The 20,724-nt window shown below is 74.4% G+C and carries 18 protein-coding genes and 3 tRNA genes; 19 read left to right on the top strand and 2 right to left on the bottom strand.

The window, feature by feature from the left end:
- Positions 1–243 precede the first annotated feature (243 nt).
- From ACIRS1_RS02940 to obgE, 4 genes are all read left to right on the top strand, one after another.
- Positions 244–3,825 (top strand): ribonuclease E/G, encoded by a 3,582-nt coding sequence (locus tag ACIRS1_RS02940; protein WP_402836380.1) that lies wholly within the window; start codon positions 244–246, stop codon positions 3,823–3,825.
- A 228-nt stretch (positions 3,826–4,053) separates the two neighbouring features.
- Positions 4,054–4,371 (top strand): 50S ribosomal protein L21, encoded by a 318-nt coding sequence (rplU, locus tag ACIRS1_RS02945; protein WP_188307842.1) that lies wholly within the window; start codon positions 4,054–4,056, stop codon positions 4,369–4,371.
- Between the two features lie 14 nt (positions 4,372–4,385).
- Positions 4,386–4,643, top strand: a complete 258-nt coding sequence (gene rpmA, locus ACIRS1_RS02950; RefSeq protein ID WP_360211510.1) for a 50S ribosomal protein L27 — start codon at positions 4,386–4,388, stop codon at positions 4,641–4,643.
- A 101-nt stretch (positions 4,644–4,744) separates the two neighbouring features.
- Positions 4,745–6,220, top strand: coding sequence for a GTPase ObgE (obgE, locus tag ACIRS1_RS02955; RefSeq protein WP_360211508.1), 1,476 nt, complete (start codon positions 4,745–4,747; stop codon positions 6,218–6,220).
- Between the two features lie 77 nt (positions 6,221–6,297).
- Here the strand turns inward: obgE and ACIRS1_RS02960 are convergent, their stop codons facing one another.
- The gene (locus ACIRS1_RS02960) at positions 6,298–7,113 is read right to left on the bottom strand and encodes a hypothetical protein (protein WP_402836381.1); all 816 of its coding nucleotides are present in this window, start codon (positions 7,111–7,113) and stop codon (positions 6,298–6,300) included.
- A gap of 305 nt (positions 7,114–7,418) precedes the next feature.
- Here ACIRS1_RS02960 and proB point away from each other — a divergent pair, with 305 nt between their 5' ends.
- From proB to ACIRS1_RS02985, 5 genes are all read left to right on the top strand, one after another.
- Positions 7,419–8,555 carry a glutamate 5-kinase gene (proB, locus tag ACIRS1_RS02965; RefSeq protein WP_360221823.1) on the top strand — a complete coding sequence of 379 codons (1,137 nt, stop codon included), beginning with the start codon at positions 7,419–7,421 and terminating at the stop codon, positions 8,553–8,555.
- Positions 8,556–8,724: 169 nt separating this feature from the next.
- Positions 8,725–9,249: a hypothetical protein gene (locus ACIRS1_RS02970; RefSeq protein WP_402836382.1), complete on the top strand. Its 525-nt coding sequence runs from the start codon at positions 8,725–8,727 to the stop codon at positions 9,247–9,249.
- A gap of 181 nt (positions 9,250–9,430) precedes the next feature.
- Positions 9,431–10,753: a glutamate-5-semialdehyde dehydrogenase gene (locus ACIRS1_RS02975; protein WP_402836383.1), complete on the top strand. Its 1,323-nt coding sequence runs from the start codon at positions 9,431–9,433 to the stop codon at positions 10,751–10,753.
- A 101-nt stretch (positions 10,754–10,854) separates the two neighbouring features.
- Positions 10,855–11,427: a hypothetical protein gene (locus ACIRS1_RS02980; RefSeq protein ID WP_396316845.1), complete on the top strand. Its 573-nt coding sequence runs from the start codon at positions 10,855–10,857 to the stop codon at positions 11,425–11,427.
- Between the two features lie 104 nt (positions 11,428–11,531).
- Entirely contained in the window at positions 11,532–12,593 is a 1,062-nt protein-coding gene (locus ACIRS1_RS02985; RefSeq protein ID WP_402836385.1) for a hypothetical protein, read from the top strand.
- A gap of 203 nt (positions 12,594–12,796) precedes the next feature.
- On the opposite strand, the gene ACIRS1_RS02990 is transcribed toward ACIRS1_RS02985, so the two are convergent.
- Positions 12,797–13,867: a M48 family metallopeptidase gene (locus tag ACIRS1_RS02990; protein ID WP_402836387.1), complete on the bottom strand. Its 1,071-nt coding sequence runs from the start codon at positions 13,865–13,867 to the stop codon at positions 12,797–12,799.
- Between the two features lie 271 nt (positions 13,868–14,138).
- On the opposite strand from ACIRS1_RS02990, the gene ACIRS1_RS02995 reads away from it, so the two are divergent.
- From ACIRS1_RS02995 to ACIRS1_RS03040, 10 genes are all read left to right on the top strand, one after another.
- Entirely contained in the window at positions 14,139–14,285 is a 147-nt protein-coding gene (locus tag ACIRS1_RS02995; protein WP_360221805.1) for a hypothetical protein, read from the top strand.
- A 186-nt stretch (positions 14,286–14,471) separates the two neighbouring features.
- Positions 14,472–14,627 carry a hypothetical protein gene (locus ACIRS1_RS03000; protein WP_360221802.1) on the top strand — a complete coding sequence of 52 codons (156 nt, stop codon included), beginning with the start codon at positions 14,472–14,474 and terminating at the stop codon, positions 14,625–14,627.
- A gap of 123 nt (positions 14,628–14,750) precedes the next feature.
- On the top strand, positions 14,751–15,383 hold the full coding sequence (gene nadD / locus ACIRS1_RS03005) for a nicotinate-nucleotide adenylyltransferase (RefSeq protein WP_360221799.1): 633 nt from the start codon (positions 14,751–14,753) through the stop codon (positions 15,381–15,383).
- Positions 15,384–15,395: 12 nt separating this feature from the next.
- Complete coding sequence (locus ACIRS1_RS03010) at positions 15,396–17,201, top strand: LCP family protein (RefSeq protein WP_402836390.1); 1,806 nt, start codon at positions 15,396–15,398, stop codon at positions 17,199–17,201.
- A 170-nt stretch (positions 17,202–17,371) separates the two neighbouring features.
- Entirely contained in the window at positions 17,372–17,830 is a 459-nt protein-coding gene (gene rsfS / locus ACIRS1_RS03015; protein ID WP_360221793.1) for a ribosome silencing factor, read from the top strand.
- The gene (locus ACIRS1_RS03020; RefSeq protein ID WP_402836869.1) at positions 17,827–18,474 is read left to right on the top strand and encodes a histidine phosphatase family protein; all 648 of its coding nucleotides are present in this window, start codon (positions 17,827–17,829) and stop codon (positions 18,472–18,474) included. Before rsfS ends, ACIRS1_RS03020 begins: the two co-directional genes overlap by 4 nt.
- Before the next feature lie 149 nt (positions 18,475–18,623).
- A tRNA-Ala gene (locus ACIRS1_RS03025) sits at positions 18,624–18,696 on the top strand.
- Between the two features lie 43 nt (positions 18,697–18,739).
- Positions 18,740–18,812 (top strand) — tRNA-Ala (locus ACIRS1_RS03030).
- Positions 18,813–19,083: 271 nt separating this feature from the next.
- Positions 19,084–19,156, top strand: a tRNA-Ala gene (locus ACIRS1_RS03035).
- A gap of 96 nt (positions 19,157–19,252) precedes the next feature.
- A complete protein-coding gene (locus tag ACIRS1_RS03040) occupies positions 19,253–20,557 on the top strand; it encodes a hypothetical protein (RefSeq protein WP_402836392.1) in 1,305 nt (434 codons plus the stop codon).
- Positions 20,558–20,724: the final 167 nt, after the last annotated feature.

Below are 20,724 nucleotides of genomic sequence, written 5' to 3' on the forward strand. Positions count from 1 at the left end.
CACCCGGGGTTGGGGGACGGCGCAGCTTGGGAAAACCTCAGAAGACTGGTCAGACCAGAAGACTTTCGACACCCCGCCGAGGGCGGGGCGCCGAGCGAGACTACGAGCCCCTGTGCGGCCTCGCGTCCGCGCGGCGGCACCGTGAATGGGTCCGGCCCGAGCATCGTCGCGATGCCGGCCGGCCGCCCGTGCCGTGCCGTGCCCGGATGCGGAGCCCGGGGGCCTGACGGGAGATCCACCCGCATGCTCGATAACACCGATCCGCAGCAGACCGCGGCCACGGAACAGAACGAAACCGCCCCGACCGGCGGCGAGGGCGCGTCCGCGGCGCCGCCGCGCCGCCGCCGTCGCGCGGTGTCCCGCCCCGCGGGCACCCCGCAGGGTGCGGCCACCGAGGCCGCCGAGACGGTCGTCCCGGCCGAGGCGCCCGCCGCCGGGGCCCCGGCGGCCGAGGCCGCTCCGGCCGCCGAGCCGGTGGCCGAGAAGCCCGTCCGGGCCCGTCGCACCCGCAAGCGTGCCGAGGCCCCCGCCGGGACCCCGGAGGCGGCCGAGGCCGTCGCCGCCGAGCCGACCGCGGCGAAGGCGGCCAAGGCGGCCGAGAAGGCCGTCGAGGAGCCCGCCGAGGCCGCTCCGGCCGCCGAGCCGGTGGCCGAGAAGCCCGTCCGGGCCCGTCGCACCCGCAAGCGTGCCGAGGCCCCCGCCGGTACGCCGGCCGCCGCCGAGACCCCGGCCGAGGAGCCCGCCGCCGCCCCGGCGCCGGCCGAGGAGCCCGCCGCCGAGGCCGAGGAGGCCCCTGCGGCTCCGGCCCGCCGGGCCCGTCGCCGCCGCGTGGTCGAGGCCGCGCCGGTCGTCGAGGCGCCGGTCGAGGAGCCCGCCGCCGAGGAGGAGCCGGTCGAGGAGGCCGCGGCCGTCGAGCCCGAGCCCGCTCCGGCGCCGGTCGCCGAGCCGACCGGCCGGGTGCGCCGCCGTGCCGTCCGCCCGTCCACCGCGATTTTCCAGGCCCCGGTGTTCCAGGAGCCGGCCCCCTACGTCGCGCAGCCCGCGGCCCAGCCGCAGCAGCCGGCCGCCGCCGCCCCGGCCCAGGCCGAGGAGCCGGCCGTCGCCGAGCGCGAGGAGGACGAGTTCGAGTACAGCGGCGTCGGCCGCCGCCGTCGCGTGCGCACCTCGGTGCGGGTGCAGCCGCCGGCCCGCTCCAAGGGCGGGCGGGCCGTGAAGGCCGCCGAGCGCGCCGCCGAGAAGGCCGAGCGGGCCGAGCGCGCCGCGGAGAAGGCCGCCGAGAAGGCCGCCGAGGCTCCGGTCGAGACGCCGGCCGTCGAGGCGCCCGTCGTCGAGGCCCCCGTCGCCGGTCCGGAGACCGAGGGTGACTGGGAGGAGGACGGCCGTCCGTCGCGCCGTCGCCGCCGGGGTGGCCGCCGCCGTCGCCGCGGCGAGTCCGAGGACTTCGAGAACGAGGCCCTCGAGACCGAGCAGCCCGCCGCCGAGGAGCCGGCCGAGACCGCCGACGAGGAGGGCGACGAGGACGACGACCTGGCCGCCGGCCTGTCCTCCTCGCGTCGCCGTCGCCGCCGTCGCCGCCGCAGCGGCGAGGCCGGTGCCGTCGAGACCGCCGAGACCACCGAGGACGGCGTCCGCACGGTCGTGAAGGTGCGCGAGCCGCGCCGCCGCTCCACCGAGCCGTCCTTCGACCCTGACGAGGTGCAGTCCATCAAGGGCTCGACCCGTCTGGAGGCCAAGAAGCAGCGCCGCCGCGAGGGCCGCGAGCTGGGCCGCCGCCGGGTGCCGATCATCACCGAGGCCGAGTTCCTGGCCCGCCGGGAGTCCGTCGAGCGCGTCATGGTGGTGCGCCAGAACGGCCAGCGGACCCAGATCGGCGTCCTCGAGGACGGCGTGCTGGTCGAGCACTACGTGAACAAGGAGCAGGCCACCTCGTACGTTGGCAACGTCTACCTGGGCAAGGTCCAGAACGTGCTGCCGTCGATGGAGGCCGCGTTCGTCGACATCGGCAAGGGCCGCAACGCGGTGCTGTACGCCGGTGAGGTCAACTTCGGCGCGCTGGGCGGCCACGGCGGCCCGCGCCGGATCGAGTCGGTGCTGAAGTCCGGCCAGTCCGTGCTGGTGCAGGTCTCCAAGGACCCGATCGGCCACAAGGGCGCCCGCCTGACCAGCCAGATCTCGCTGCCCGGCCGCTACCTCGTGTACGTGCCCGAGGGCTCGATGACCGGCATCTCGCGCAAGCTGCCCGAGAACGAGCGCGCCCGCCTGAAGCAGATCCTCAAGAAGATCGTCCCGGACGACGCGGGCGTCATCGTGCGCACCGCCGCCGAGGGCGCCTCCGAGGAGGAGCTGACCCGCGACGTCCAGCGACTGCAGCAGCAGTGGGAGGACATCCAGAAGAAGGCCGCGACCGGCAACGCCCCCGCGCTGCTGTACGGCGAGCCGGACATGACCGTCCGGGTCGTCCGCGACATCTTCAACGAGGACTTCACCAAGGTCATCGTCTCCGGCGACGAGGCGTGGAACACCATCCACGACTACGTCTCCAACGTGGCCCCGGACCTCGCCGAGCGGCTCCAGCGGTGGACCTCCGAGGTGGACGTGTTCGCCACCTACCGGATCGACGAGCAGCTGATGAAGGCGCTGGACCGCAAGGTCTGGCTGCCCAGCGGCGGGTCGCTGGTGATCGACCGCACCGAGGCGATGGTCGTCATCGACGTCAACACCGGGAAGTTCGTCGGCCAGGGCGGCAACCTGGAGGAGACGGTCACCCGGAACAACATCGAGGCGGCCGAGGAGATCGTGCGCCAGCTGCGGCTGCGCGACCTCGGCGGCATCATCGTGATCGACTTCATCGACATGGTGCTGGAGTCCAACCGCGACCTGGTGCTGCGCCGCCTGCTGGAGTGCCTGGGCCGGGACCGGACCAAGCACCAGGTGGCCGAGGTCACCTCGCTGGGCCTGGTCCAGATGACCCGCAAGCGGGTCGGCCAGGGCCTGCTGGAGTCCTTCTCCGAGCCGTGCGTGCACTGCAACGGCCGCGGCGTGATCGTCCACATGGAGCAGCCGAGCACCCACGTCCACACCCCGGCCGCGCCGGCCGGCGAGCCGGCCGCGGGCAGCGGCAAGCGCCGCCGCCGGGGCAAGGGCGGGGCGGCCCACGAGGAGCCGCAGGCCGTCGAGGCCGCGGTGACCGAGGCCGAGGTCGAGGCCGAGCTCGCGGTCGAGCCGGTGCGCGAGGAGATCGAGGGCCAGCTGGCCCTGGAGGTCCCGGGCACCGAGGAGCCGGCCGAGGCCCCGGCGGCCCAGCCGGACCTGGTCGAGATCCCGGCCGTCACGGCGGCCCCGGCCGGCCGCACCCGCCGCCGCGCGGTGCGCAAGGCGACGGCTCCGGCCGGTACGCCGGGCGGTGCCGAGATCGTGGTGCTGCAGGCGCGGGCCGACGCGGCGCTGGAGGCGGCCCTGGAGGCCGCCGCCCCGGCCGCCGAGCCCGTGGAGGCGGTCGAGGCCCCCGCGGCCGAGACCCCCGCCGCCGAGGAGCCGCAGGCCGTCGAGGTCGCGGAGACCGAGGCCGAGGCCGTCGCGGAGACGGAGGCCGTCGAGGCCCCCGCCGCCGAGGCCGCGGTCGAGGGGTCCGCGGTCGAGGAGTCCGCGGAGGAGGCGCCGGCGCCCAAGAAGCGGGCCGCCCGCAAGACCGCTGCGAAGAAGACCGCCGCCAAGAAGACGACCGCGGCGGCCAAGAAGACCACCGCCCGCAAGACCGCCACCAAGCGGACGAGCGCGGCGGCCAAGAAGGCCGCGGCGGCCGAAGGTGATACGGCCGCCGAGTAGTGCCCCGGCCCGGGGCGGGACCCTTCCCGCCCCGGGCCGTACGGGCCGGTTTGCCCCCCGGGCGGGCGGTCCGTATTCTTGACCCTCGGCGTGTCTACGCCACGCTCCCGAGCACATCACCTTCCCGAGGTGGCCGCGTCCGCGCGGTTCCGAGGGGAGAGGCCTCTGTGTCCGTACCCAGGTGGCTGGCGTCGGGAGTTCCGACCGAGCAAGGAAAGCAGGTACCGCATGTACGCGATCGTTCGCGCAGGCGGCCGCCAGCACAAGGTCGCCGTCGGCGACGTGCTGGAGATCGACCGTATCGAGGCCAAGCCGGGTGACTCGGTCGAGCTCTCGACCATCCTGGTCGTCGACGGCGAGGCCGTCACCTCCGACCCGTGGGTCCTCGCCGGCGTGAAGGCCCACGCCGAGGTGGTCGACCAGACCAAGGGTGACAAGATCGTCATCCTGCGCTACAAGAACAAGACCGGCTACCGCCGTCGCCAGGGTCACCGTCAGAAGCACACCGCGGTGCGCATCACCAGCATCGACTCGGTCAGCAAGTAAGGGGATAGCCGAAAATGGCACACAAGAAGGGCGCAAGCTCTACCCGTAACGGCCGTGACTCGAACGCCCAGCGCCTCGGCGTGAAGCGCTTCGGCGGCCAGGTCGTCTCCGCCGGCGAGATCCTCGTCCGCCAGCGCGGCACCCACTTCCACCCGGGTGCGGGCGTCGGCCGTGGCGGCGACGACACGCTGTTCGCGCTGACCGCCGGTGCGGTGCAGTTCGGCACCCGTCGCGGCCGCAAGGTCGTCAACATCGTGGCCTCCGAGGCCTGAGTCACACCAGACTCACAATGAAGGGTGGGCCGGAATGTTCCGGTCCACCCTTCATGCTTTACGCAGGTAGAAGCAGACTCATCCGTACTGGAGGCACACCCATGACCACCTTCGTGGACCGCGTCGAACTTCACGTCGCCGCGGGTAACGGGGGCCACGGCTGCGCCTCCGTGCACCGCGAGAAGTTCAAGCCGCTCGGCGGCCCGGACGGCGGCAACGGCGGGGAGGGCGGCAGCGTCATCCTCACCGTGGACGCCCAGATCACCACCCTGCTCGAGTACCACCACTCGCCCAAGCGCAAGGCCACCAACGGCAAGCCCGGCGCGGGCGGCAACCGCACCGGTGCGGACGGCGAGGACCTCGTCCTGCTGGTGCCGGACGGCACCGTGGTGCTGGACCGCAGCGGCAACGTGCTCGCCGACCTGGTCGGCCACGGCACCAGCTTCGTCGCCGCCCAGGGCGGCCGCGGCGGCCTCGGCAACGCCGCGCTCGCCTCGGCCCGCCGCAAGGCGCCCGGCTTCGCGCTGCTCGGCGAACCCGGTGAGGCCCGTGACATCGTCATGGAGCTCAAGTCCGTCGCCGACGTGGCCCTGGTGGGGTACCCGAGCGCCGGCAAGTCCTCGCTGATCTCGGTGCTCTCCGCCGCCAAGCCGAAGATCGCGGACTACCCGTTCACCACCCTGATCCCCAACCTGGGCGTGGTCACCGCCGGCGACACCGTCTACACCATCGCCGACGTGCCCGGCCTGATCCCCGGCGCCAGCCAGGGCCGCGGGCTCGGCCTGGAGTTCCTGCGGCACGTCGAGCGCTGCTCGGTGCTGGTGCACGTGCTGGACTGCGCCACCCTGGAGCCGGGCCGCGACCCGCTGACCGACCTGGAGACCATCGAGGCCGAGCTGGCCCAGTACGGCGGTCTCGAGGACCGGCCGCGCCTGGTCGCGCTCAACAAGGTGGACGTGCCGGACGGCCAGGACATCGCCGACCTCACCCGGGCGTCCCTGGAGGAGCGCGGCTACCGCGTCTTCGAGGTCTCCGCGGCCTCCCGCAAGGGCCTGCGCGAGCTGAGCTTCGCGCTGGCCCAGATCGTCGCCGAGGCGCGGGCCGCCAAGCCCGTCGAGGAGTCGACCCGGATCGTGCTGCGGCCCGTCGCCGTGGACGACGCCGGCTTCACCATCACCGAGGAGGACGGCGCCTACCGCATCCGCGGCAGCAAGCCGGAGCGCTGGGTCCGCCAGACCGACTTCTCCAACGACGAGGCCGTCGGCTACCTGGCGGACCGGCTGGCCCGCCTCGGCGTCGAGGACCGGCTCTGGAAGGTCGGCGCCCACGAGGGCGACACCGTCATCATCGGCCCGGACGACAACGCCGTGGTCTTCGACTGGGAGCCGACCATGGCCGCCGGCGCCGAGATGCTCGGCCGCCGCGGCGAGGACCACCGCTTCGAGAACCCGCGCCCGGCCGTCGACCGCCGCCGCGAGAAGCAGAAGGGCCGGGACGCGGCCGAGGCCGAGTTCCTCGCCTTCGAGGCGCTCTCCAGCGGCCGCCAGGCCGCCATCGAGGGTGACGACGAGGACTGAGTCCGCGCAGCCGCGAGCGGCCCCCGCCACCCGTCCGGGTGGCGGGGGCCGCTCGCGTGTTCAGCGCCGGCGGGACGTCACTTCGTCCAGGCCGCCTGGACCTTGGTGATGTCGGTCGAGTCGCCGTAGCCGACCATCGCCGGGACGCCGCCGGCCGGGAAGCTGACGATGTCGCAGCCCTTGAACTCGACGCCCTTGGTGGCACCCGAGAAGCTCGGGGTGGTGCACTTGGCGACGGGGGTGGAGCCGGTCGGGTTGGCGAAGCTGGCGGTGCCGCCCGAGGCGTCGTAGACCTTGAACTTGGAGTTGGGCGCCGCGAAGGTCAGCTTGGAGTCCCCGAGGTTCTTCATCGTCCAGCTGACGTAGTAGATCGCCCGGCCGTCCAGGCCCGTGGTGGGGGCCTTGGCGTCCTGGAAGTCCTTGAGCGAGCCGGGGGTCACGCCGGTGACGGTGATCTCCAGCTTGGCCGCGGCGTTGAAGGTCTTGTCGGCGAAGTCGACGGTGGCGGGCTGGCCGAACTTCACCGCGGTGCCGGCCTGCGGCAGCTTGCCGCCGCCCGCGCCGCCGCCGGTGGCCGCGCCGCCGGTCCCGCCGGCCGTGGCCGCCCCGCCCGTGGCACCGGCGGTGGCCGCGCCGCCCGTGGCCGCGCCGCCGGTCGCGCCGGTCGGGGCCGCGGTCGAGCCGCCGGCCGCGCCGCCCGTGGCGGCACCCCCGGTCGCGGCACCGCCGGTGGCCGCGCCGCCGGTCGCCGCGCCGGTCTGGGCCGGGGCCGCGCCCGTGGCGCCGCCCGTCCCCGCCGGGGTGTCCGCGTTGTCCGGGCCGCAGGCCGCGAGCGACAGCGCGGTGGCCGCCGCCAGGGCGGCGACGGTGAGCTTGGTGGTGTACGTACGCATGGTGCGCTTTCCTGGGCGCGCGACCGCGAACCGTTGCCGGCCTGCCCATTGCGGTGCCGCCCGATGACACGAGAGTCGAAGACGAATGGGTTCAGCGGGCAAGAAGCCGTCCCCCGATCTGGCTTGCGGTCAGGGACCATACCAGCCATCCGGATTGCCGGCCGCGCTGTGGCGAGGCCGTGACCGGGACGGGTCCAGCCGGTGAAACAACCGGAGGGCGACCTGCGCGGATCGCGTAGATTTCGGAGGCGACGGCCGGGCCCGGCCCGCCGCACCAGCACCACACCGGAAGGGCGTACAGCGAGATGAGCGAGGACTCACTGCGGCAGGAGGTGCTGACCGCGCGGCGGATCGTCGTCAAGGTCGGCTCCTCCTCACTCACCACGGCGGCCGGCGGCCTGGACGCCGACCGGGTCGACGCCCTGGTGGACGCGCTGGCCAAGGTGCGGGCCCGCCCGGACGCGCCCGAGGTGGTCCTCGTCTCCTCCGGCGCCATCGCCGCCGGGCTCGCGCCGCTCGGCCTCGACAAGCGCCCCAAGGACCTCGCCCGCCAGCAGGCCGCCGCCAGCGTCGGTCAGGGCCTGCTGGTCGCCCGCTACACCGCCTCCTTCGCCCGCTACGGCATCCGGGTCGGCCAGGTCCTGCTCACCGCCGAGGACGCCAGCCGGCGCGCCCACTACCGCAACGCCTACCGCACCCTCGACCAGCTGCTCGCGATGGGCGCGATGCCGGTCGTCAACGAGAACGACACCGTCGCCACCGCCGAAATCAAGTTCGGCGACAACGACCGGCTCGCGGCCCTGGTCGCCCACCTCGTCCGGGCCGACCTGCTGGTGCTGCTCTCCGACGTCGACGGGCTCTACGACGGCGACCCCTCCCGCCCCGGCACCAGCCGGATCGACCGGGTGAGCGGCCCGCACGACCTCGACGGCATCGAGATCGGCAGCGCGGGCAAGGCGGGCGTCGGCACCGGCGGCATGGTCACCAAGGTCGAGGCGGCCCGGATCGCCACCGGAGCGGGCATCCCGGTGGTGCTCACCGCCGCCAGCCACGCCGCCGACGCGCTGGCCGGCCGGCCCACCGGCACCCTGTTCCTGCGCACCGGCAGCCGCACCTCCGACCGGATGCTCTGGCTCGCCCACGCGAGCAGCCCGCGCGGGGCCCTGCACCTGGACGCGGGCGCCGTCACGGCGGTCGTCTCGGGCGGCGCCTCCCTGCTCCCGGCCGGGGTCACCAAGGTCGACGGGGAGTTCGCCGCGGGTGATCCGGTGGACCTTCTTGCCGAAAACGGCCACATCGTGGCTCGTGGACTGGTCAACTTTGATGCGAGGGAGTTGCCCCGCCTGCTCGGCCGGTCCACCCGCGACCTGGCCCAGGAGTTCGGCGCCGCGTACGAGCGCGAGGTCGTCCACCGCGACGACCTGGTCGTTCTGCGCGGCTGACCGGCCCACGCGCCGGCACCGGCCGGCCGGCGGAGCGCGGTCGGCGGGCCGCTCCGCAGGGGGAGCGGCCCGGCCGCGGGCGAGGAGGGGTGCAGCCGGACCGGTCGGCCGAGGGCCGACGGGACCGGTGCGGGGGGACGACACGACATCGCCGAACAGGAGGCCGCCGGTGGAACGCAGGCGCGAGACGGCGCTGACCGCGGGGACCGCGGGCCGGCGGCTCACCAGCATCGACGGCGGACGCGGGGACGCCCCCGCGCAGCCGGCCGGTCCGCCGCCGCAGGGGCCCCGAGGGGTGCGCAGGCCGCCGGCGCAGCGCGCCGACGAGGGGGAGCCGCCCACCGTGCCCGAGCAGGCCCGGCTCTGGCACGTGGTGCTGAGCGTGTCCGGGCAGGTGACCCCGCTGTCCTCGCTGCGGGCCTCGCTGGAGCGGCTGGCGCACGACCACTCGTTCTTCCTGACCGCGCGCTACGCCGCCGACCACGCGGAGATCCGGTACTGGGAGCAGGCCCGGGACCTGCACGACGCGGCGGCGATCGCGCTGCGGCTGTGGGGCGAGCACAAGCTCACCGCCAACCTGCCGCCGTGGGAGATCGTCGGCCTGGAGGTGGTCGACCGGGCGACGTACCACAAGCGGGTGGCGGAGGGATTCGGCGAGCCGTCGCCGCACCTGGGGGGCGTGCACCCGTACTGAGCGCCGGGCGGGCGCCGGGCGGGCGGCGGGTGCGGTGGGTCCGGGCGCGGTGCGTCCGGGCGGGGTGATCGCGTGGCCCGGCCGGCGCGCGCCGGCCGGCTGCGGCGGGGTGCGTCCGGCCCGGCGTTCGGATGGCGAAACGGCGGACCGGCACGGCCGGCGCAGTCGCTACCCTGGGCGCATGACCAGCGACCTCGCCACCGCCGACAGCCCCGTCCTCGCCGTAGCGCGCCGAGCCCGGGAGGCCGCCGCCGCGATCGCCCCGCTGCCGCGCCGGGCGAAGGACGCCGCGCTGCTGGCGATCGCGGACGCGCTGGTGGCCCGCAGCGCCGAGATCACCGCGGCCAACGCCGAGGACGTGGCCCGGGCCCGCGAGGCCGGCACCGCCGAGTCGGTGATCGACCGGCTGAGCCTCGACCACGAGCGGATCGCCGCGATCGCCGCCGACGTGCGGCAGGTCGTCGGCCTGCTCGACCCGGTCGGCGAGGTGCTGCGCGGCTACACGCTGCCCAACGGCCTGGACGTGCGCCAGGTACGGGTGCCGCTCGGCGTGGTCGGCATCATCTACGAGGCCAGGCCGAACGTGACCGTGGACGCCGCGGCCCTCTGCCTCAAGTCCGGCAACGCCGTACTGCTGCGCGGTTCGGCCTCCGCCTACCGCTCCAACACCGCGCTGGTCGCCGTCCTGCGGGACGCCGTCGCCGCCGCCGGACTGCCCGCCGACGCCGTCCAGCTGGTGCCGGGAGAGAGCCGGGAGTCCGTCCAGGAGCTGATGCGCGCCCGAGGCCTCGTCGACGTGCTCATCCCGCGCGGCGGCGCCTCGCTGATCCGCGCCGTGGTCGAGGGCTCGACCGTCCCCGTGATCGAGACCGGCACCGGCAACTGCCACGTCTACGTGGACGCGCGGACCGACCTGGCGATGGCCGTCGGCATCCTGCTGAACTCCAAGGCGCAGCGGGTCAGCGTCTGCAACTCCGCCGAGACGCTGCTGGTCCACCAGGACGTCGCGGACGCCTTCCTGCCGCTCGCGCTGGCCGCCCTCGCCGAGGCCGGGGTCACCGTGCACGGCGACGACGCGGTGCTCAAGGCCGCCGAGGGCACCGGCGTCACCGCGGTGCCCGCCACCGACGAGGACTGGGGCACCGAGTACCTCTCCTACGACCTGGCGGCGGCCGTGGTGCCCTCGCTGGACGCCGCGGTGGAGCACATCCGCCGCTGGTCCTCCGGCCACACCGAGGCCATCGTCACCACCTCGCAGGCCGCCGCCCGGCGGTTCACCCAGCTGGTCGACTCGACCACCGTCGCCGTCAACGCCTCCACCCGCTTCACCGACGGCGGTGAGTTCGGCTTCGGCGCGGAGATCGGGATCTCGACCCAGAAGCTGCACGCCCGCGGCCCGATGGGCCTGCCCGAGCTGACCAGCACCAAGTACATCGTCACTGGTGACGGGCACGTGCGGGGCGAGGCGACGCAGACCGTCGGCGGGGCCGCGGACGCCGGCTGACCCGGCCCGGAGCGCCCCGCGTCACACGGGCGACGGACCAACTGCGAGGAGCCACAGACAAATCGCCCGCCCGGTAATACGCTGAATCCGTGGCTGAGGATGTGGGGGGCTTGCCGTACCCCGACGGCGCCGACCACGGTGGTGCGGACGACGAGTTCGCCACCGTGGTCTTCGATGAGGCCTTCGTCCGGTCCGCCGCCGTGCACGAGCCGACGGCCAAGGAGCGGCAGCTCGCCGCCGCCGAGGCCCGGTTCGAGCCGGACTCCGCGGGCCCGGGCTGGGGGTATGACGTCACGGCCGGGGACGGGCTGCCGCTGGAGCTGCGCCCGTACCCGAGCGGACTCGACGACGACCACCACTACCCCGACCCCTGGTCGGGCCCGGGCCGGGCGACCGGCCGCCAGGGCCGCCGCCGGGGCGGGCGGGGTGCCGACCCGCTGCGCGGGCGCGGACGGTACGTGGCGCAGCAGCGCTGGCACCGGCCGGTGGCCTGGATCCTCGCCGTGATCATGGGCGTGAGCCTGGTGGCGGTCGCCGTCGCGGCGATCTACCAGGGCGTGGGCGGGCCGGCCGGCGCGCCCCGGCGCCCCGAGTCCGGCAGCAGCAGCGCGGGGACGGACCCGCGACCCGCGCCGGCCGAGCCGTCGCTCGTGGTCACCGCACCCGCGGGGTGACGTCGTAGCGGCGGTGCGGGTCGGGGCGGGTGGTCACGGAGCGCTCCCGGGAATCTGTGTGAGCACCCTCGTGGAGCGGCCCGGATCCGCCTTACCCTGGTGTCATGGGTGACCCGCGAGAACCTCCGGAGGGTACGCCCGACGGTGGTTCCGGCAACGAGGACGAATACCGGTCCGTCGTTTTCGACGAATCGTTCGTCCGGGCTGCCCGGATCCAGGAGCTGTCCGCCCGGGAGCGGCTGGCCGGGTCCTTCGGGAAGGCCACCCGGGCCCGGGTGCGGCTCGGTCCGCTGGGCACCGTCCCGCGGCAGGCGCTCGCCCTGCTGCTGCTCATCCTGCTGGCCTTCGGGGCCGCGGTGTACTTCGGGGTCAGCTCGCCGAACCGGATCTCGGCCCGGCCCGAGGGCAGTCAACTGACCGTCAGTCTGGTCGCGTTGAGCCCCGCCGCGGCGGTCAGACCGGTCGCCGATCCGGCCGATCCGTTCGCCGCGCTGCCGGTCGGCTACAGCGACGGTGCGATCGGCCTGGGCACCCCGAGCGGGGCCGCCACCGAGCACTTCAGCCGGGTCGAGGTCACCAAGGCGCTCGACACCGTCCAGCGCTACCTGGTCGCCTCGTCGCTCGCTCCGGGCACCCTCGTCCAGGGCGCCACCGACGACGTGCGGGCCTTCGTGACCCCGGGGGAGCAGGCCCAGTTCGACACCAGCGTCGCCCAGCCCGTCGACGACCGGCACCACGCGCTCACCGGCTGGCTGGTCCGCTTCGACCCGGCACAGGTCGCGCTCGCCGCGGACTCCGTCAAGGTGACCGGCGCGATGCGGATCGACGAGGCGGACAGCGGCACCCTGCAGATCACCACCGACCACACCTTCGTCTACGCGCTGAAGGCGGCCGGAGCCCCGGCCGGCGCGCCGGTGACCCTGGAGACCGTGCGGCGGCAGCTGACCTTCCAGTTCGACCGGGTCGACCTCGCCTCGGCGCAGCTGAGGCTGGTGGACTCGGTCATCCAGGCCGGCCCCCAGCCCTGCAGCGGTTCGATGGCCGGGTTCCTGCAGCCGGTGCTCGCGACCGCGCAGGGCACCCAGGTCCCGGCACCGGCGGCGATCGACCCGGGCAACCACGCGCACCCGGCGTGGCAGGTCTGCGGGGTGCTGGCGGGCGGCTGAGGCACGGCTCCCGGGGGCTTTCCCCCGGCGTCCGGGGGCTTCGCGCCGCCCGTGGCCGGGGCTTCCTCTCCGCCGCGGCGGGGTCCGGGCTTCCCCGCGCGGGTACGAGCCTTCCTCTCCGCCCGGGTACGGCGGCCTTCCTCTCCGCCCGGGTACGGCGACGGCCGGCGCCCAGGGGCACCGGCCGTCGACGGGCGGGCGGGTCAGCCCTTGCCGCGGTCCTCGCCGTCCTCGCGCGGGGCGGCGGACGGGCGGGCGGCGCCCGTGAAGGTGTCGCGGAGCTTGCCGCCGACGTTCGCGGCACCTCCGGCGACGTCCCGGATCAGGCCCATCAGCGGGTCCTTGCTGTCCTTCACCGAGGACGTGTAGTGGTCGGCGGCGGCCTTCCACTGCTCGCCGACCGAGGTGTTCGGGTCGTCCGCCCGGCGCGGGTAGGCGCCGGCCAGGATCGAGCGGTAGTCCTCGCTCTCGGCCCACTTCTTCAGCTGGGCGACCCGGACCACCGCGAACGGGTGGCTCTGCGGCAGCACCTGGAGCAGCTTGAGCACGCCGTCGCGCAGGTCCCCGGCCTTCTCGTACTCCTCGGCCTGCTCCAGGAAGGCGTCGACGTTCAGCTCGGCCAGGTCGTGCCCGCCGGCCAGCTTCATCAGGGCCCGCATGGACGCCTGGAGGTCCTGCCCGGCGAGCAGGCCCGCGCGGTCGCTGGACAGCTCCGCCTTGCGGAACCACTCCTTGAGCGCGGTGACGACCGCCATGATCGCCAGGTTGCCGAGCGGCACCCAGGCGACCCGGGTGGCGATGTTGGTGAGGATCATCAGCATCGTCCGGTAGACGGCGTGGCCGGACATCGCGTGGCCGACCTCGTGGCCGATGACCGAGCGCAGCTCCTCCTCGTCCATCAGGTCGACCAGGCCGCTGGTGATCACGATGACCGGGGTGTCGATGCCGATGCAGTACGCGTTGACCGTCGGGTCCTGGGTCACGTACAGGTCCGGGACCTTCTCCAGGTCGAGCACGTAGGCCGCGTCGCGCACCATGTCGTACAGCTCGGGGAACTGGCGCTCGGAGGTCTTCACGGCGGTGGCCAGGAACATCAGCCGGATCGAGCGCTCGGAGACCAGCCCGGCGAGCTTCTTCAGCACGTCGTCGAAGCCGGTCAGCTTGCGCAGGGCGACCAGGGCGGACCGGTCCGCCGGGTGCTCCCAGGCACGGGTGGAGATGCCGGCGAAGCGCTGGCGGCGCCGGCTGGGGGTCTTCACGGTCGGGTCGGTCATGGTCCGGGTACCTCCTGGTCGACGGCGGCCCCGGCCCGGCGGCCGGCCCCCCGCTGCTGTGCTCCTTCAACGACTGAATCTGCAACGTCCGTGGTTGCGTACTCGTCCCCGGGCGGGCACGCGTACCCGGGCCGGGCGGGCACCAGGAGCCGGACCGGGCGCGGCGCGGGGGCCGGTGGGGGCCGCCGGTGTGAGGCCGGTCTACCCTGAATGCCCTGGAGAACCGAGACCGGACCCGGCCGCGGTACCGAGCAGTTCGAGGAGCCCGCAGATGTCCACCGACGCGCTTGTCAGCCTGGCCACGCCCATCTCGAACGAGGCCGGCCCGGGTATCTTCCTGCGGATCATCGTGGTGGCGTCGTTCGTCGGCGTCGGCCTGCTGGTCTGGATCATGGCGCGCGCCTTCCGCGGCAACTGAGGCCCCGCGGGGCCCCGCCCGGGGCGCGTCGGACCTGCTGCCCGCCCCGGTGGGGCTCACCCCCGGTCAGCGGCGGTGGGCCGCCGAGCGGTTGCGGTGTGACCCCCCGTACGATGACGGGTGGGCCCTCACCGGCCCGGAAGAACCCCAGGTCCGTTCACCCGAGCCGAGAAGGTCACGCCGACCATGAACACTGCCGCCGCACTCCCCGTCCTGAACCTGCTCGCCGAGGGCGAGGGGGGCAACCACGACAGCCTCAACCCGTACCTGACGGGTGGCGCCGCACTGTTCATCCTGCTGCTCCTGCTCTTCGTCACCACCCGCTTCAACCGGGACCGCTGAGCCCGTCCCGACGCCGCCCGGGGGGCGTCCGGCCCGTGCGCCGGACGCTCCCCGAGGCGTCTGCGGAGGACCCCCACCCGGGCGTTCCCGCACCGTAACGGGCGTCGCGTAAGGTGTGGCGGCATGGGAGAGCAGGCCGGGAATCCCGGCGGACCGGAACCGGTGAAGAAGCGCCTCGGCGTGATGGGCGGAACCTTCGACCCGATCCACCACGGCCACCTGGTCGCCGCCAGCGAGGTGGCGAGCGCGTTCCACCTGGACGAGGTGGTCTTCGTCCCGACCGGGCAGCCGTGGCAGAAGAGCGACCGCCAGGTCACCCCGGCCGAGGACCGCTACCTGATGACGGTCATCGCCACCGCCGAGAACCCGCAGTTCTCGGTCAGCCGGATCGACATCGACCGCGAGGGCCCGACGTACACCGTCGACACCCTGCGCGACCTGCACGCCATGCACCCGGACGCCGACCTCTTCTTCATCACCGGTGCCGACGCGCTCGCCCAGATCCTGTCCTGGCGCGACTCCGAGGAGCTCTTCTCGCTCGCCCACTTCATCGGATGCACCCGCCCGGGGCACACTCTGTCGGACGCCGGGCTTCCGGTGGGCGGGGTCTCCCTGGTGGAGGTCCCGGCGCTGGCCATCTCCTCCACGGACTGCCGCAACCGGGTCGCCAAGGGCGAACCGGTCTGGTACCTCGTCCCGGACGGCGTGGTCCGCTACATCGACAAGCGGGCGCTGTACGCGCCGCACCGGACCTGACCAGGAGCGGGCGTGAGTGATCGCAGCGGCGGCCAGCAGCACCAGCAGCCGGAGGAGTGGTCGACGGGGCAGTACCAGCAGCCGTACCAGGCGTACCAGCAGCCGCAGCAGTACGACCAGTACGGGCAGCCGGTGTACTCCCAGGACGCCTACGGCTACCAGGAGCAGCAGCCCTACCAGCAGCAGCCGTACCAGGCGTACCAGCAGCAGCCGCAGCAGTACGACCAGTACGAGCAGCAGTACGACCCGTACGGACAGCCCGTGCAGCCGGGACAGGCCGGCCAGGCGTACCAGCAGCAGGGCGGCTACGGCTACCAGGACCAGCAGTACGGCTACGACGGCTACCAGCAGCAGGCCTACCCGGCCGCCCCGGCGGTGGCCGAACCCGAGCCCGAGCCCGGGGCCCGGCCCGGGCAGCGACCCGGACCGGCCGTCACCGCCGAGCCCCCGGCCCCCGCGCCGCCGCGCCCGCGCGCGCCCAAGCCCGCCGCGGCCCCGGCCAAGCCCGAGCCGCCGTCCGAGATGGTCGGCGGGGCCCGGGCCGGCAAGGCCGGCTCGAAGGCGTCCAAGGACGACTACCCCACGGGCGAGTTCACCTTCGTCGACGAAGAGGCAGAGGAGACCGAGGACGTCATCGACTGGCTGAAGTTCGCCGAGTCCCGCAGCGAGGTGCGCGCCGAGCGCCGCCGCAAGCTGCGCAACCGGCTGATCGGCCTCGGCGTGGTGGTGGCCCTCGCGGCGGCCGGCACCGGCGGCTACCTCTGGTTCACCGGCGACAAGCAGACCGCGGCGAGCGCGGCCGGCCCGCGCCAGGTCAACGTGGTGCACCTGCGCGACCTGCAGGGCAAGGTCTCCAGCGCGCTGCTGGTCAACGACGTCACCGGCAAGAAGGGCACCGTCCTGCTGCTGCCCGACACCCTGCGCCTGCCCGGCCCCGGCGACCCGCCGGTCACCACCGTCGGCCAGGCCATGGACAGCATGGGCGCCTCGGCCACCCGCGACGGCCTGTCCACCGTGCTCGGGGCCCCGGTCGCCGGCACCTGGCGCCTGGACACCCCGTACCTGGAGATGCTGGTCTCCCAGCTCGGCGGAGTCCGCGTGGACACCAACGCCGAGACCCACGAGGGCGGCAAGCCGGACGGCAAGCTGCTCTCCGCGGCGGGCAAGAACACCATGCTCAACGGAAAGGCCGCGGTCGCCTACGCCACCCTGCAGGCGCAGGGGGAGAACCGCGACGCCCAGCTGGCCCGCTTCGGGCAGGTGATGGACGCGGTCCTGCGCACCATGCCCACCGAGCTGAAGGACGCCAAGGACGACGTGCACCGGATGAACGCGGTGCTCGACCCCTCGCTGCCCGAGGACGCCCTCGCCGGGGTGCTCGCCCAGCTCGCCCAGCAGGCGAAGGACGGCCACCTCGGCACCACCGCGCTGACCGTCAAGCCGGACGGCGGCCTGGACGAGGCCACCGCGGGCAAGCAGGTCAAGGACGTGCTCGGCGGCACCGTGAAGTCCGCGGCCTCCGGCGAGGCCCCGGCCCGGGTCTCGATCCAGGACGCCACCGGGAACGACCAGGCGGCCGCCGCCGCACAGGTCCAGGTGGTCAACTCCGGCCTGACCTTCATCCCCGGCGGCTCCAAGACCGCCCCGCAGGCCACCAGTGAGATCCGCTACACCGACGACGCCCGGCAGGCCGCGGCGAAGTCGCTGGCGACCAGTCTCGGCCTGCCGGACACCGCGGCGAAGAAGGTCGGGGACGCCCAGAACGCGGACCTCGTGGTGGTGCTCGGCAAGGACTACCAGCCGCCGAAGAACCAGTAGGGCGGGGACGCCCGGGCCGGACCCCGCCCCGGGCCCGGCCCGGGCGGGCCCGGCGGGCGGCGGCGCGGCCCCGGAAAAGCGTTCCGGGGCCGCCTCGGCGGCGTGAGATCCTGGAAGGCACCCCCGGCCGAGCGCCGGGGGCACCCAAGCCGCCGAGCCGGAAGAACACCGTGACCGTCACCGACCACAGCCAGCAGCTCATCACCGTCGCCGCGCAGGCGGCGGCCGACAAGCTCGCGCACAACATCATCGCCTTCGACGTCAGCGAGGTGCTGTCGATCACCGACGCCTTCCTGATCGCCTCCGCCGGCAACGACCGCCAGGTCCGGGCCATCGCCGAGGAGATCGAGGACCAGCTGCGCGAGCAGCTGGACATCAAGCCGGTGCGCCGCGAGGGCGAGCGCGAGGGCCGCTGGATCCTGCTCGACTACCTGGACATCGTCGTCCACGTCCAGCACTCCGAGGAGCGTTCCTTCTACTCGCTGGACCGCCTCTGGAAGGACTGCCCCGAGCTGCCCCTGCCCGAGGACGCCGTCGCCTCGCGCAACCGCCCCGACGCCCACACCGACGGGGCCGGCAACGCCGTCGCCCCGGCGGACGACTTCGGCAAGCCCGAGGACCTGCACTGAGCCGGGACGCGCGGGGCCCGCGCATCGTCTTCTGGCGGCACGGTCAGACCTCCTGGAACCTCGAGTCCCGCTTCCAGGGCACCACGGACATCGAGCTGACCGGGCAGGGCGTCCTGCAGGCCCAGCGGGCGGCCCGGCTGCTCTCCGGCCTGCGGCCCGACCTGCTGATCTCCTCCGACCTCGTCCGGGCCCGGCGCACCGCAGAGGAGCTGGCCCAGGTCACCGGGCTCGACGTCCAGCACCACGAGGGCCTGCGGGAGACCTACGCGGGCTCCTGGCAGGGCCTGACCAACGCCGAGATCCGCGAGCGCTACCCCGAGGAGTACGCGGCCTGGGCGGCCGGCGAGCCGGTCCGGCGCGGCGGCGGCGAACTGGCGACCGAGGTCGCCGACCGCTCCGTCCCGGTGGTGCTCGAGGCCGTCGCCAAGCTGCCGGAGCACGGGACGCTGGTGGTGGTCAGCCACGGCGGGACCATCCGCACCATCCTCGGGCGGCTGCTCGACCTGGAGCCCGCCCAGTGGGAGTGCTTCGGCGGACTGTCGAACTGCTGCTGGTCGGTGCTCGGCTCGGGGGCGCGCGGCTGGCGCCTGCTGGAGCACAACGCGGGCACGCTCCCGCAGCCGGTGATCGGCGACGACACCTGAGCGACGGGTGCGTCACGGGTGGGACGGAGGGGGCCCGGAAGGGCCCCGAGAGGGCGGATTTCGCAGTTCCGGGCCTGACCAGCTAGAGTCTTCCTCGTTCGCAGGGAAGGAACGCGGCCCGGAAGGGAAGCGGGAGATCCGGTGAGTGCGGGGCTATAGCTCAGTTGGTAGAGCGCTTGCATGGCATGCAAGAGGTCTGGGGTTCAATTCCCCATAGCTCCACTCCGCACCAGCGATCCTGTTCAGGCAGGGGAGCCCGTGTCGCGGGGCTATAGCTCAGTTGGTAGAGCGCTTGCATGGCATGCAAGAGGTCTGGGGTTCAATTCCCCATAGCTCCACAGCAGTGGAGAGGCCGTCACCCTTCGGGTGGCGGCCTCTCGCGTTGTCGGGGTGCGTCCGTCCGGTCGGGTCGGGGGTGGCGGGAGCGACCGGGTTCACGGCGACCCGTCCGGGGCCCGCGGCGGCCGGCGGACCGCGCAGGTCACGGCCCGGTCGGCGGCCGCGGGAAACGGATTCGTGGAGCACCCCCGGGACCGTGTAAAGTAGTCGATGTCGCCGAGGGAAACCGGACGGAAACGGCCGAAAGCCCCCGGTGACATCGCAGGTCAAGGGGCTATAGCTCAGTTGGTAGAGCGCTTGCATGGCATGCAAGAGGTCTGGGGTTCAATTCCCCATAGCTCCACAGCAGTCGAGGGCCGTCTCCCGAAAGGGAGGCGGCCCTTCGTCGTTCTGCTCATGCCACCCGCGGGAGACCCGGAAAGACCGCTACCTTCGTGCCATGGCCGATCTGGAGCGAAGGCGGAACGAGGAACTGGCCCGGATACTGCACCAGCTCGGCTGGAGTCCGGAACGGCTCGCCCGCGAGGTGAGCCTCGCCCTGCCGCCGGGCCTGGCCATCAGCTCCACCGCCCCCTACAAGTGGCGCGACCGCGGCATGGTGCCGCGCAGCCCGCACGACCAGACCGTCTGCGAGGTCCTCAGCCGCACCCTCGGCATCGCCGTCACCTACGAGCAGCTCTGGGGCCGGATGGGCGGCCACCGCGGCGCCAAGATCCTCTCGCCCCGGCTGCTCACCGACCCGTGGACCGCCGACACCGCCCAGACCGCGCTGCGCGAGGCCGCCACCGACGCCGGACCGGTCCGCCTCACCGACCTCTTCCGCGGCGCCGACCTCGACCAGGCCGCCGAACGGCTCGCCTCCCCGCCGCCACCCGTCGGCGGCGGCGAGGGGGCCCTGCGCATCGACCCCGGCCTGGTCGGCGACCTCGGCCTCTCCTACCGCAGCAAGCAGCGGCTCGAACGCTCCTGCGGCGGCGGCCTCGTCCTCGGCCCCACCCGCGCCGAACTCGCCATGGTGGCCAAGCTGCTGGAGCTCGGCGCGTACGACGAACGGCTCGGCCGCGAGCTCTACGGCACGGCCAGCCGGCTCGCCCGGCTGGCCGGCTGGGCCGCCTACGACCTCGGCCACGACGCGGCCGCCCAGCGGGCCTTCGTCGCCGCGCTGCGCGCCGCCCACGTCAGCGGTGAGCCCCGGCTGGGCGTCGCCGTGCTCGGCGCCCTGGTGGCGCTCGCCCCGCAGGGCGCGGGCGGGCGGGGCCTGGACGCCGTCGACGCCCTCGACCGGGCCCTGACCGTCCACGCCGCCGCGCTGAGCCCCGTCGGGCGGGCCCGCCAGCTCGGCCGGATCGCCCGCGCGCACGGACGCCGGGGCGAGGCGGAACGGACCGAGCGGGCCGCCGCCAGGGCCTTCGCCGAGCTCGACGGCGTGCCCGGCACGGCCGAGGCCCGCGCCGACCTCGCCGGGATGGTGGGGGAGGGGCGCCTGGCGCTCGGCCAGTACCGGCTGGCCAAGGCGCTGCTCGCGGAGGCCGTCGCGGGCCTCGGGGCCGGCCGGGCCCGGTCGAAGGCGCTGCTGATGGTCCGCCTCGCCGAGACCCACCGGCGCCTCGGCGACCAGCGGGAGGCGGCCCGGACCGCGGCGCTCGCCCGGACGCTCGCCTCGGGCATGCAGTCCGAGCGGCTGGCCCGGGCGCTGCGGGACTTCGACACGGCGGGGCGGGTGGCGGCGCCGGCCGGGAGGTGAGGGGCGGGCCCGGTGCGTCGGCCGCCGCCCGTCGGTGACGGTTCGGCTCCGGTGGCGGCGGCCCGGCCCCGGCGGCGGGCGGGGCCCGAGGGAGGCGTGCGGGGTCCGGGGGCAGGCGTGCGGCGGGCGGCCGGTGCGGGGCGCGCCCCGGGCGGCCCGTGAAGGCG

The organism is Kitasatospora sp. NPDC101176 (assembly GCF_044768035.1).
Taxonomy (GTDB): Bacteria; Actinomycetota; Actinomycetes; order Streptomycetales; family Streptomycetaceae; genus Kitasatospora.